The sequence below is a fragment of the Arcticibacterium sp. genome (assembly GCF_055134445.1).
This window is the reverse complement of sequence record NZ_JBSRVI010000168.1, coordinates 20,671-34,815: the sequence shown is the minus strand read 5'-3', so window position 1 is coordinate 34,815 and position 14,145 is coordinate 20,671. Positions and strand designations below refer to the sequence as shown.

Annotated in this window: 8 protein-coding genes; 4 read left to right on the top strand and 4 right to left on the bottom strand. The window is 36.9% G+C overall.

Annotated elements, in window-relative coordinates:
- Positions 1–2: 2 nt before the first annotated feature.
- From ACTBZY_RS22365 to ACTBZY_RS22350, 4 genes are all read right to left on the bottom strand, one after another.
- Positions 3–350, bottom strand: a complete 348-nt coding sequence (locus ACTBZY_RS22365) for a LytTR family transcriptional regulator DNA-binding domain-containing protein (protein WP_463048621.1) — start codon at positions 348–350, stop codon at positions 3–5.
- Between the two features lie 211 nt (positions 351–561).
- Complete coding sequence (locus ACTBZY_RS22360; RefSeq protein ID WP_463048620.1) at positions 562–2,229, bottom strand: tetratricopeptide repeat protein; 1,668 nt, start codon at positions 2,227–2,229, stop codon at positions 562–564.
- 461 nt (positions 2,230–2,690) lie between these two features.
- Complete coding sequence (locus tag ACTBZY_RS22355) at positions 2,691–6,200, bottom strand: choice-of-anchor Q domain-containing protein (RefSeq protein ID WP_463048619.1); 3,510 nt, start codon at positions 6,198–6,200, stop codon at positions 2,691–2,693.
- Positions 6,201–6,348: 148 nt separating this feature from the next.
- On the bottom strand, positions 6,349–6,762 hold the full coding sequence (locus tag ACTBZY_RS22350) for a LytTR family transcriptional regulator DNA-binding domain-containing protein (protein ID WP_463048618.1): 414 nt from the start codon (positions 6,760–6,762) through the stop codon (positions 6,349–6,351).
- A gap of 98 nt (positions 6,763–6,860) precedes the next feature.
- Here ACTBZY_RS22350 and ACTBZY_RS22345 point away from each other — a divergent pair, with 98 nt between their 5' ends.
- The 4 genes from ACTBZY_RS22345 (at position 6,861) to ACTBZY_RS22330 (ending at position 13,904) form a co-directional block, all read left to right on the top strand.
- Positions 6,861–7,493, top strand: coding sequence for a response regulator (locus tag ACTBZY_RS22345; RefSeq protein WP_463048616.1), 633 nt, complete (start codon positions 6,861–6,863; stop codon positions 7,491–7,493).
- Positions 7,494–7,609: 116 nt separating this feature from the next.
- Positions 7,610–10,951, top strand: a complete 3,342-nt coding sequence (locus ACTBZY_RS22340) for a sensor histidine kinase (protein WP_463048615.1) — start codon at positions 7,610–7,612, stop codon at positions 10,949–10,951.
- A 246-nt stretch (positions 10,952–11,197) separates the two neighbouring features.
- Positions 11,198–13,180, top strand: a complete 1,983-nt coding sequence (locus ACTBZY_RS22335; RefSeq protein ID WP_463048614.1) for a tetratricopeptide repeat-containing sensor histidine kinase — start codon at positions 11,198–11,200, stop codon at positions 13,178–13,180.
- 4 nt (positions 13,181–13,184) lie between these two features.
- Positions 13,185–13,904 (top strand): LytR/AlgR family response regulator transcription factor, encoded by a 720-nt coding sequence (locus tag ACTBZY_RS22330; RefSeq protein WP_463048613.1) that lies wholly within the window; start codon positions 13,185–13,187, stop codon positions 13,902–13,904.
- The last annotated feature ends 241 nt before the right edge of the window (positions 13,905–14,145 follow it).

Below are 14,145 nucleotides of genomic sequence, written 5' to 3'. Positions count from 1 at the left end.
GGCTATAAAGTGGTTTGACTTGTAATAAAAAGGTTAGGGTATTTTTCTTGTAGCATGACTTTTCTTCTTCGCGGAATCAGAATCTCTTCTTTGTTTTTAAGCTGTATATAAATACCGTGGTCGCTTAAAAAAGTCCGTTTTATGAATGAGCTATTAACGAGGTTGGCTCTGTCTATTCTTATGAAATCTTCATCGGAAAATAGAATTTCAAATGTCTTTAGATGATAAGCAGACATCAGCTTCTTTCCATTTTTCAAGGTTAAGACAGTATAATTAGAACTAGCCTGTAGATGCGATATCATACTTGGCTCTGTTTCGTTTAAGAACTTAGGTTGGTTTAAAGGGCTCATACTCAGAATAAATCTGTTGATATTCCTAATATAGTCCTACATACAAACCTTTACCTTATTCAAAGGGTGGACAAAAAGTAGACAAAACACAAAATGCGTGTTCTATGGCCTGAAATGGACAATTACTTGTCCGACCTAACTGAAAACAATTAAGGATAAGGTCTAAATAGTGTCAAAGCAAGAAGCAATAAAACCTATAAAATAGTAGCCTTTAAAACTGATAGGATATCAAAAAACCTTGGATATCTTCATCTGAACTCACCTTAAGTTTTTTCCTTAGTCTGTATCTAGCCTTCTTTATGCCATCTGGGGAAATGTTTAGGGTATCTGCTATATCTTTAGAAGAAAGGTTCATTTTCATAAGCGAAATGAGCCTTATTTCACTTTTGCTAAAGGAGCCATATTTAGCCACAAGACTATCTAAAAAACCTTGATGAAGGCTGCTAAATTCGGAGGAGAACTGTTCCCACTGTACGTCATCTGCGGCATCACGTTTTAGTAACTTGGAGATTTTTGTTGACGCCTTATTTACAGTACCGTCCACATTAGTTTTTAGTGTTTCTACTTCTTGTTCTAGTTTATTTAGAAACTCATTTTTTCTAGCCAACTGAAGCACTTTTGAGGTGAGCTCCTTTTGTTTAAATTCTAGCTCTATCTCTTTATTTTTAAGTTTCTCTTTCTGAATAGCGACGACCTGTTCTGAAATCAGCTTTTCTTTCTTTCTTTTCTGAACAAAAGACCAAAATACAATAAAGCTGATTATCAAAATCAACAATATAGAAGCAATTAAGACCCATTTCTGAAGCCTGTTTAGTTCCGCTTCCTTATTCAAGATTCCTATTTCTGCATCCTTTTTTACGGTTTCAAACTTGGCATTCATCTCCGCTATAATTCCCGTTTTCTCTATAGAAAGAAGGCTGTCTTTGACATGAACCGCCCTTTCTAAAGTTTCTACAGACTCTTTATATAAGCCGGCCCCTTTTTGTGCTACCCATAGAGAAGATAAAGCGTCTTTTAGTCGATGTGGATCTTTTACTTCCAAGGCTATTTCTACTGCTTTATTTGAATAATGTATGGCCGTGGCATATTCCTTTTTTGCCGAATAATTATATGATAGATTTCTATAAGCGTGCTCTTGACTGGTCCTGATACCATTTTTCTCATAAATGACAAGAGCCTTTTGGAGAAGGCCGATAGCTTTATCGTGCTCTTTATAGTAATCGAGATATATCTGAGAGAGATTAGCATATAAAATACCTACACTGTATGTTTCTATCCCTTGTTCTTTCGCGATTTTCAATCCTGTCAGATACGATTCTTCCGCTAATTTATACTCTTCTAAGTCTCTATGAATAATACCGATATTGGAGTAAACCCTCAAAAAGCCATCTTGGTCGTCAGCCAGTTTATAATATTCCAGTGCTTTTTTTTCGTATGCTAAAGCTTTTCTAGAAAAGGGAACGACCTGTTTTTTATCACCGCTATTTTTTTTATATGTTATACCCAAAGTATTATACGCACTGGCCAATCCTTGATTGTCATTCAGTTCTTCGTAAATTTTTATGGCTTCTTCATTTGCTACAATGCTCCTTTCAAAGTATGTAAGGTTTTGAAGGTGGTTTGCGGTTGCAAGAAGGACGCTAGCTTTTAGCTTTTTATCTTTTGACTGCTCTGCAAAGGCAGTGGCTAATGTTAAATAGACCTGTGTAGAGTCAGGATTAACTTGACTATAAAACTTGACTAGCTCTAGGGCTGTGGAAGCCTTGAGTTTTACTTCGGAAACTTTATTTAATACTAATTTTAAAGAGTCACTATTCGTAATCTTTTGGGCATAGCCCAAGGAGGTGAACAGCATCAAAACAAATGTTATTTGCTTCATGGAATCAAATAGTGGTTACTTAAATCTAGCTTTATTTTGTTGAATCTCTTGACTTAACTAGGTCTAATGTTTTTTTAAAGAGCATGTCAATTTCCTTTTTTAGCGAATCCAGCTCTTCCTCGACCTCAACAATATGTTGTTGCCTACGTTTGATTTCCTCTACTTTTTCTTTTAATGTCCTCCCATCCATCCCATGTAGAGTTTTATTGATTCTATTTATTCGAAGGTAGCAATGGAAAATCTTAGCACAGAATTTTAGAGGTAGACAAAAAGTGGACAAATCACAACTTCTTTCATTAGAGACGGTTTCAGAAGGTCAACATTATGATTTTTACATGAAGCAAGAAATCAGAATATCTAACCCACTTAAACTAGAACTATGCATTAGATAACCTATTATGATGCTCCTCTGCATAATTTGGGTTAAAACACTGAACCCTCATCATAAGATTCAAGCTAAATCATGGGCATGTAAGTGTCTCTATTTTAGCCTGAAAAATGGCTCCGACATCCACTTTAAAACCAGGATTTAGTTCTATACTGTGTGCCGCCTGATATAAAGTGTTCTTTGTATTTAAAATAACTTTATTAGCCGCCAGCACTTGATTAGAGTAAAACAAAGCGGGACTTCCTACTCCAGAGCTTAAGTTTACGCCATTCAAATCAAGCGTTGCATTAGCGTAAATCCCCTGAAACTCATACACGCCCATATCCACCGTCTGATTGGCAAATCTTCTAGCGTTATGGGCTAAATCAAAACTGGTAATCCCAGTATTATTACCTTGATTAATAACCGGTGAGCATATGGAAACATGGTAATCTCCATTAATAGTAGGAGCGGCATTAAAAGAAGGCATAGAAACAAAATTAGGATTAACCGTATTGCCGTCAAGATTACCAGTGCCAGAAGTAAGCCCCTGAACCAAGCTGTAACTTATGTTCTGAGCAATAGTCCCGTTGCTCGTGTTATCCACAACTATTCCCTGCGAATTCCCATAAATTATGGTATTCTTTAAAATAAGGTTAGTGCTTGCACTTTGCTTCACGGCAAAAAGATAAACTGCATCTCCATTATTGCTGGATATGATACAATTTTCAAGTGTCAAATTGGCCGTAGCGTTTTCAAAAGAACCCATGTCAATTATGGCCGCATTTGAAGCACTAGTGTTATTATTACCTGAAATCAGACAATTGGTAAACTTAACCGAAAGGTTATTAGTACCTGAATAAATTCGAATAGCTCCACCATCGGAGGAACTCTGGTTACCCCGAAAAATACATTTGTCAATGAGAGGATTACTATTTCCATATATGGACAAACCAGTTCCTTTATACCCCTTATTATTTTGAAAAATACAATTTGAAATTAAAGGGTTTGAATCTGATATTTCTATTGGGCTACATGAGTCAGAGTCATCGACGTTAGTGAATAGAAAGCCATCAATTACAGTTTGATTATTACAATCTCTCATATCAAAAATATCCTGGCTGTTAAAACCCTCAAAATCAAGTCCGCCGAAATCGTCATGTCCTATGTCTCCGCTAAGTGTGCTTAGGTTAGTGGTATGGATTAGTGCCATATTCCTCTGAGAAAGTGCTGTTTCCGCCCCAGAAAAACCGCCATAAATCTTAGTGCCAGATTTAATTGCAAACCTCGTAAATAAGTCTATTTGACTTGAGGTATATTCCCCTTTAGCAACCCAAGTTTCATCTAAATTAGGACATTGGAAAACGGTAGACTGAACCCAATAGAGGTCTTTTGATGCATTAGCCCAACTTAAACCATTTCGATTTCCAGACCCACTTTCTGTGACATATAATCTTGTGGCACTCCCAAGATTTCCTTGGTATTCGAAATGACCGATATCCGTAAAACCACCAAAAGTTCGTGGCTGTCCCGCAAAATCGATGGCATAAACACCGCTACTTGTTCCAGCATTAATTAGCGGCGAACATCCCACTATTCTATATCCTTCTTTAATGGCGTCTTCAGTATGAAAATCTTTGGCAAATTTTGGCTCTGTGCTACCAGCAAGATTATTATTTACTCCAGCCATAGTTATATACTCCACTAGACTGTAACTTATTGAACTCGCAGTAATTACATCGTACTGGTAAATACTACTTGAAGCCGTTCCATATTCGTAAATGGTGTTGCCCTTAATCACCGTATTTTTTATAATTAGAACAGCATCACCTGCCGTCTTTATACCTCCGCCATTAGAATTTTCGGCAGTATTTCTATTGTCAGCTATTGTGCAGTTTATAAATTCTATCTGAACTGTTGAATTATCACATTCTATTGAGACCCCTCCTCCTCCATATACAGATTTGTTACGAGCAATTAGGCAATTATAAAATTGAGAAGGACTAGTACTCGTCTCAAAGCGTTGATATACGCCAGCCCCAATCGAAGCACTATTATCTATAAACTTACAATTTATCAGTGTGGGATTTAGACTAGAACTTCCATCTATATTTAAATTGGCAAAGCCCCCTCCAGCACTCATGGCAGCATTATTATAAAAAAAGCAATTGACAATAAAAGGGCTCCCATTCTCATTAAGCCATCCTGCTCCAAATCCAAATACAGTCATATTTCCATCTGAAATTCTAAAACCATCTACCCTAGTGCTTACACCTACATGAGTTGTTTTTACGACATGATATGAATTACCACTTAACAGACCATCTTGATCTATATCCCCACTTAATATGGTCGTGTTTTTCTCAATATCTCTGAGGTCCAAATCATAGTTACTGTCTTCATTTCCAGCAAACCCCCCATACATTTTTACTTGATCAGGAATTTCAAAGGAAATGTTGACATCAGCAGTGGATGTAGGATAATATGTTCCCTTGGCCACCCAAATAGTAGAACAATTGTTTGTGGCACTTAAGGCATCTTGCAAATCATTGTATGCATTTTCCCAAGAAGTGCCATCATTAAGACCCACCGCATTGTTTTTGACATAAACCTTTGGAGCATCTGATGTAGTAACCCCTAATTCAAAATTACCATTGCTTGTATTATAACCCTCTACAACAATACCATATTTACCAGGACAAAGGATTTCGGAAAGTTGAGATTTTGTGCCGTAAGCATCATCATTACCCGAAATATAAGAAAGAAAACTGCCGTCGGGATTTAATCTAACCAGATGTATATAAGTATCATAATTTGTAAAATTGCTGATGGTACTCATGATGACTTTTTTATTATTCGTTAATTCAAAAGAATAAGTAACATCAGGAGCGTTAGTAAAAGCCGCATTATCTGCATCGTCCCAATCATTATGATAACCTAAAATACTTGTATTTGAGGCCCCAGAAGGAGCGTAGCGGTTTGAATTCTTACTGGTTTTTAAACCATTTGAAGTTAAGTCACCAAAGTTTAGCGGGGAACTGTCCCGACCATTTTCATAACGCCAAGTGTATTTTATTCTGGCCTTTGAAGGATTAGGGATGTTGGGAATAGCTATTGTGTCTGTCCTCCATTCACAAGCATTTACACTGTCGGTAGTACTTATTAATAATACCCGAAAACCTGGGCTATCATCGGTGGTGGTGTATTGGCATTCACCCACTACCACATCTTCTTCCCAACTAAATATATCAAAATCGAATTTACCGGCCGGTCCACCACCTATTAATGCCAGATTGGCATCTACTTCTGGACCCCATATATCCGTGGTAACCGCCATATTATAGCAATAACTCCCTGAATTGTTCCCTCCTGAACTATGATCTAATAAGGTATCTGCCACATTATTATAGTCATTAGAAACCGCCATCTGAAAAGTTTGTTCAGGATCATTTCCTGGAGCATCTTCACTAATAAACCCATAGCCTTGAAGAAAATGTACCTCGTAAATTATATTAGAATTTAGAACTTGAGCGTTTATGGGTTGGGCTAATACTGAGGCCAAAACACCTAAAATTATTTTTAAAAATCGTAGTTCTTTTCTCATAATATTCATAGTTAATTAGCGTTCCTCTTTCCTTAAATGAAATTTTGAAAATGCTTGAAACTCCGGTTTACTTTTTAACTTTTACCGTTAGAAATAAATAGTGTTATGACTTTTATTGTCTTTAAGATAACACTTTTAATTTTAAGTTTTACTGACTAATGGCTGACAATAAGACCTCTATCTTCTCTTTTTTTCGCCGTGGCACCTTAATAATCGTGTTATCTTTTAGAATAATACTGGTACCTTGACTACCATGGTATAGAGATTTAATAAAGGTTCTGTTCACTAAATTTGACCTATCAATTCTGATGAAATCTTGACTTTGAAAAAGGTTTTGAAAAACCTTTAAGCTATATGCGGATAAAACCTTAGTACCATCACTTGAGATGAGGTAGGTATAGTTAGCATCCGCCTTTAAATGCGTGATTTTTTTGGCATTAAACTTTAATAAAATTCGAGGCTCAGTTATGCTATCGTTTTTATGTTTTAGTGATTGTTTCATCATGTAAAGTACCCTTATTATCAAGTACTTGTCAATCACCCCATAGGGTGATTTTTGCATCAAACAGTCACCCTATAGGGTATTCTTTTGATTTAAAGGTTAAATTAGCCTTGCATTAAGGTTTGAACTGAGCTCTTGAATACTTACAGAAGTAAAATATGATTAAAACAGTCTCCATTGTAGATGACGACAAAATAGTAACTGATAGTGTCGGTGCTTTTATTAGTATCCAAGCAGAAATGGAAGTGCTTAAAGTTTATCATTCTGCCGAAGACTTCTTACGAGATATACTGGATACCGCCTTCCAAGCACCCAGTATTCTGCTGCTCGATATAGGTCTTCCAGGTATGTCTGGCACAGAAGCTATCATTCCTATTTTAGAAGCTCTACCAGACTTAGATATTATAGTGCTGACCACCTACGAAGAAGAGGACGTTATCTTAAAAGCCATAAAAAATGGAGCTTGTTCATATATCTCCAAACGAAGTGGCTTAAAGGCCATATTGGATGCTATAAATATTGTGAGCATGGGTGGGTCTTATATGTCGCCATCTATAGCCAGAGAAATAGTAAACCACCTTTCTTCTCAAAAACATAACAAAGAAGAGCAATACCTACCCAAAAGACAATTAGAGGTATTAAATCATCTGGTTGAAGGAAAAACTTATGGTGAAATAGCGGATGATATGCATATCTCTATTGAAACCGTACGTTCGCAAATAAAAAAAATGTATAAAACCATGAGCGTCAAAAACAAAGCGGAGGCCATTACCAAATTTTTGAGAAACTAGTGACCACAAGTGCTTTTGGGCAGATAAAATCACAAACCACTTCCAGAGCATTTTTTATCACCACCGTATTCTTTTAAATTTAAATCTGTGAGTTAAAACCCTATTAAAACCAAAAATTGATATTGAAACTCATTTCAAAATATCGCCACTTAACCTTTAGACTTCTTCTTTCTCTATTTTGTATTTGCTATTTTATTGCTTGCCAAAAATCCCAACCCGAAGAAGTATTCCTTATTCAAGAAAAGGATGCTGAATTTTATGAGATAGCATTGGATTCCATGCCGGTACCTTTGACTTTTGCGATGAAGGCTGGGAGCATCAAAAAGGTAAGACCACCAAAAGTTTTAACATTTATTGATGATGGACTAAAGGTTTCTGCAAAAAACACTTCTGCCGCCAAAACACAAGCCATTACCCCAGGACAAGACGGTGTGCCCCCTGCATTTAAAACAAAACTAATACCACATAAAATTAAAGGTGCTCGGCCTCAGATAAATATAGCTAAGCCACCAACCTTCCCCGATTATAATCCCTATAATTTCAATATTTACGATTTAACTTCTGGACTTATTGACAGTAAAATTCATGACATACACCAAGACCGAAAGGGTAATATTTGGTTTTCTTCTTACATCGGTGTTTCTAAATATAATGGCAGAACGTTTGAAAATTATAGTTCAAATCAAGGACTAGAAGATGGATATATTGAAGATATCTCCGAAGACAAAGCAGGTAATATTTGGCTTGGTCACAGAACAGGATTGAGCTATTTTGACGGCGAATACATGACTTCTTTTAAAACAGAAGAAGATCTTTTTGACCATGGCGTCAATCAAATTTTAGAAGACCGAAAAGGTAACTTATGGTTCTCAACCTATTCTTCTGGCATCTGTAAAAAAGAAAAAAATGATGATTTTATATCCCAATATGCCACAGAACAAAAATTATCAAATACTATTTATGGAGTTTTAGAAAGCAAGGATGGCACACTCTGGTTTGCCACGGATGATATGGGCCTGATAAAATACGATGGCAAAACTTTCCGTACTGTCTCTCTCTCTGCTGGTCTGGAAATAACCAAGGTAACCTGCCTTACCGAAGCCCGCGATGGCTCCATTTGGTTTGGAAGCGATGGAGCGATTGGGCGATTCGACGGCACCACCTTCAGTACTTACAATGTTGGTAACTCCACCGTGAGGTATCTTTTAGAGGACCCGTCTGGTACCATTTGGGCAAGCACCATGTATGATGGCGTTTTCACCCTAAAGAACCATCAATTAAAGCGGATTAATGAGCAAAACGGATTACCCGTCAATGAAGCTAGTTCTTTACTTTTAGACCGCTCTGGAAATATTTGGATCGGTACTTATGAAGGTGCGGTAAAATATAACCCGATGTTTGCGAGTATTTATGCCCAAGATGGCCTCACCAGTAAATCTGCCAGAAGTCTATTAGAAGATAGAAAAGGGAATATCTGGGTCGGTTGCGAGCTTGGAGGCGTTTCTTATATTGACCATCAGAAAAATACGATCTCCAACTATACCGAAAAAAACGGCTTAAGTGGTCAGAATATCAATTCCATATCTGAAGATCGTGAAGGCAATATTTGGTTCGGCTTCTGGGATAGCGATATCTGCAAACTCTCCCCAGACCATAAAACCATTACCCAATATAAAGATATGGGTCATAAAACGGTCTCTTTTTATACCGACCATAATGGAGACATTTGGTACAGCTCAAGAATCAAGGGTGGTGTTATTAAAATTGACAAAAACAACGACAAAACAACCCATGTTACGGTTAAACAAGGATTGGTGGATAATGAAATTATCCAAATAAATCAAGACCAAGACTCCAATTACGTTTTCACCACTTTTTCAGGTATTTCCATTCTGAATAAAGCACAAACCCATATTACGAATTATCCTCAAACTAAAAATCAAAGCTTAAGCATCATAGAAAGCTGCTTTCAAGACCACACTGGAGCATATTGGTTAAACTCGCTTGGCGGAGATGGCCTTTTTAGATTGAATAGGAAAACCAATAAAATAAGGCAATTCACGATTCAAGATGGTTTGCCGAGTAATATACTGCTATCTGCCATCCAAGATGATGATAAAAACATGTGGCTAAGCTCCCGAAATGGGCTTATTAAAATAGATAAAGAAACTTTAGAAAGCCTTGATATAACATCCATCAAAAACAAAGAAAACCTTTTCATGACCTATGGAGCTGAAAACAATTTTCCTGGAAGCGGAGACGGAAGACACCATATATTAAAGGACATGACCAACAAGATTTGGGTTCTTTTATTAGAAAGAATTTCTTTAGTGGATTTAAATAAAACCCAAAACATCGATAAGGATATTCAAGTAGAATTACTCAATGTCAAACTCTTTAATGAAGACATTGACTGGACCACAGACAGTACCTACGCCTTAAAAAATGGCCTAAAAGTAGGTAAGTTTAAGTTTGATGCACTTATTAAAAACACAGGTATTCCAGATCAACCCGCCCTTCCTTATAATAATAATTTCATCAGTTTTGAATTTATAGGAATTGATGTTAACAAACCACAATCTGTAAAATATCAACACAGACTAGAAGGTTTAGAAAACAATTGGAGCTCTATCACCACCAACCCAGAAGCTACCTATGGCAATCTAGCATCGGGAAAATATGTATTTAAGGTTAAAGCGATGAATGAGGCTGGCCTCTGGAGCAAGGAGAGTCAATATGAATTTAGCATTACTCCTCCTTGGTGGAAAACCTGGTGGGCATATTTTATCTATGGCTTACTGGCTTTACTCCTCATTTATGCTTGGACCAGATATAACGTTTATCTAACCTTAGAAAAATATAAGGCTACAGAGGCTATGAGGGTAAAAATATCTTCTGATCTACATGATGACGTTGGAAGTATACTGTCTGGCTTATCAATGAAATCGGAACTGATGTCTTACTCGGCAGAAAAAAATCAACAATTGGATTTAAACGCTATCAGCGAAATGAGCCGAGATGCCATGGAACGTATGAGAGATACCGTGTGGGCCATGGATTCTAGAAAAGATAAATACGAAAACCTGATAGACAGAATGAAGGCATTTGCCGAGACCAACTTATCAATGAAAGAAATTACGTATGATTTTAAAGTAGAAAAGCTAAAAACCAACGAGTTCATTAGCCCTGAAATACGTCAAAACCTGTACTTCATTTTTAAAGAGGCCATTACCAATATTTTAAAACACTCAAATGCCAGTCATGTGACCGTTAGTTTTAACAAAAGACGAAATAATCTAGCGTTAAGTATTCATGACAATGGTACGCAAAAAAAAGCAAAGATTGGAGATGGTCTTGGAATGAGTAATATCAAAAATAGAACGGATAAAATGAGGGGCATTTACAGCATCTCTTACACAAATGGCTTTTTAGTTGAGGTTACTGTACCCATTCATTAACTGAACCCCCATTTGGAAGTTGCTAGTTTAACCTTAGCCAATACCGTTAAACCCAACCCCAAACATGTCATTAACCTCTAATTATCAATTACTTACAAATGCGTGCCTTGAGCGTAAATTCAAAATCCCCATCTAAATACTTTTCATACTTATAAAGAATATGTATTGAACAGCTGTTCATAAGTATTATTTAGCATAACTTGGATAAGCAGTTTTTTACTCATCCCCAAGATCTAACCAAATAAAATGTCTCGAAAATTAGCTGCAATAGTACTCCTATACTGCTGTGTTGTAAACGTGTCTTTCGCTCAGCATTACAATCCAGATAGTCTACGACTTATTTTGGAGTCCGATGCTTTGCATAAAATGACATTCGACGAACATATAAAGATTCAACGCGAACTTCCAAATATTGATAAAGACTTAACCATGGCCTTCGGAAGTGCTCTAGAAAAAAGAGAAGACTTTATGGCAGTAGATAGCCTTAAGGCAAAGGCTTATTTTGAACTAGGATACAATTATAGAAACTGGGGAGATAACTCAAAGGCCATTTTTTACATCAAGGAAAGTTTACGCCTTTACAAGAAAATAAAAGACGTACCTCATCAAGTGGACCTCACAAATCTCATGGCTGTTTATTACGCCAATATAGACGAAGACAGCACCGCCATCCAGCTTTACACTGAAACCATTAGACTTGCACAGACTATTGGCGATACCCTGAGATGGATAAGCCCTTACAAGGGATTATCAAGCCTTTTTGCCAAACTTGAATTAAACGACAAGTGCATTGCTTATTGCGAAGAAGGATTGGCTTTAGCTAAAAAAATCAATCATGAAATGTCTATAGCGGCATTATATAATAACATGGCCATTGGCTATTACCAGAAAGAGGAGTTCGATAAGTGTATCGCTTACCTTATGGATGCTTTAGATATTAATAAAAAATCAAAAAACCACGAGGCCACCATTAGAAACCTATCGAATATTGGCTCTGTTTATCTGGAACAAGGGAATATTACTGCAGCCGTAAAGTATATGGAAGAAGCCGAAAGTCTACTTGTAAATATCAGTGTTCCCAGAACAAGTATTTACACTTTTGTAGAATTGGCTAAGCTAGCAAATCTTCAGAAAAACTACCCAAAGGCAATTAAGTATTCTCATAAGGCAATTCGCTTAGGAGAAGAAACTGAATTAGAGAGCATTTCAGCTGGAGCCTATATGACTTTGACAGATGCATACAAAAAACTTGGACAGCCCAACAAAGCATTGAAAGCTCTAGAGAAATATTGGGAAATTCAGCAGATATTTTTAGAAACAGAAAGAAACAAAGCCATAACAGGTGTTGAGCAAGAATTCCAACAATATAAAAAGGAAGCAGAAATATCGCTTCAAAAATCTGAAATAGAACTTTTAAAAAAGAACCAAACCCTAAATAGAACGCAAAGAAACGGGGCGATTGCCTTGGCTTTTCTTTTAGGAACGGTGGCCCTTCTTTATTTCAATAGATTCAGGCTTAAAAAGAAAGCAGCGTCACTTCTAAATAGGAAGAATGAGGAAATAGAAAAACAGAGCATGGTTATTCAAAGCTCCCTAACCGAAAAGGAAACACTCTTAAGAGAAATTCATCACCGTGTAAAAAACAACCTCCAGATCATCTCAAGTTTACTCAACATTCAATCCAGCACCATTGACGATCCTTCTGTACTTTCGTCTATTCAAGAGGGTCAGAGCAGGGTTCAGGTCATGAGTTTGATTCATCAAAACCTTTACCAGTCGGAGCATATTAATGACGTGGACATTGAAAATTATTTAAAGGAACTGGTTCACTACCTTTCCGACATGTTCACAGGAAGTGATAAAAACATAAAGGTTGATGTTAAGGCAGCAAACATCAAATTTGATATTGACACCGCTATCCCGTTAGGTTTAATAGTAAACGAACTCGTTTCTAATGCCTATAAATATGCTTTTGCTAATAAAGAAACCGGTACCATCAATATTTCCATCAAAGCCATCAATGAGGTGGACTACGAACTATACGTAAATGACGACGGCGAAGGATTACCAGACAATTTCGACCCTGCAAAAAGTAAATCGTTAGGCCTGAAGTTGGTTAAAATATTAAGCAAGCAGCTTAGAGGTAAGTTTACTTCCAAAACGGAAGGCGGTGCTAATTTTACAGTTTATTTTAAAGATATTAGAGCATATCAAAGTCAGACAGCATAATTATATGATTAAAATTTTACTTGTAGAAGACGAGGGAATCATTGCGGCAGATATGGAGAACATGCTGGAAGCAATGGGCTATGATCTCATGGAAACAGCCATGGATTACGAAGAGGCCTTAGAGCGATTAGAAGAGGAATCACCCGACCTAATCCTTTTAGATGTAAATCTGGGTGGTAAAAAAGATGGCATTGACCTAGCCGAAGTCATTAACGAACGATTCAATGTTCCGTTTATATTCACAACCTCCTACTCCGACGGCCCCACTATTCAAAGAGCCAATGCTGTAAACCCAACAAATTACCTTGTTAAACCCTTTAAGAAAGAACAACTTTTTACAGCCATAGAGCTGGCTTTATTAAAAATAGCAGGAGAGAAAACCGAAAAGTCAGAAACGGAGGGACTGGTCATAAAAGATGCCCTCTTTATCAAAGAAAAGTATCGTTATACGAAGCTTTCAATTAGTGATATCCTTTGGCTCAAAGCAGAAGGGAATTATATAGAAATTCATTTAGCAGAAAAAAAAGAACTTATAAGAATGAGCCTCAGCCATTTTCTGGAAAAAATAAATAGACCCAACTTCTTCCGAACGCATAAATCGTATGCCGTTAACCTGGATTATATGACCAAGTTTGAGCCCACTTTAGTCACCATCTTAGAATCTGAAATACCGATTACAAAAACATATGCAGAAGAATTGGTCAAAAGAATAGAGGTGATGTAGTCTAATTCTATAGGCTCTTTTTGTCTACGCCTTTTTTTCTCATCACCAGCCCAACCCGTTTCACACCAAGTGCAGGGCGTTTCAGCCCTTTTATTAGTATTAGACTAGCGATAGAACTACATTCCGTTATCATTCAGATACAGACTTAAGAGTGTGCCAGTAAATGAGCTTGTAAGGCTACTTACAAGTATTTTTAACATCCCTATTCTTAACCGCAGAAGGGCTTATAGATATTGATTAA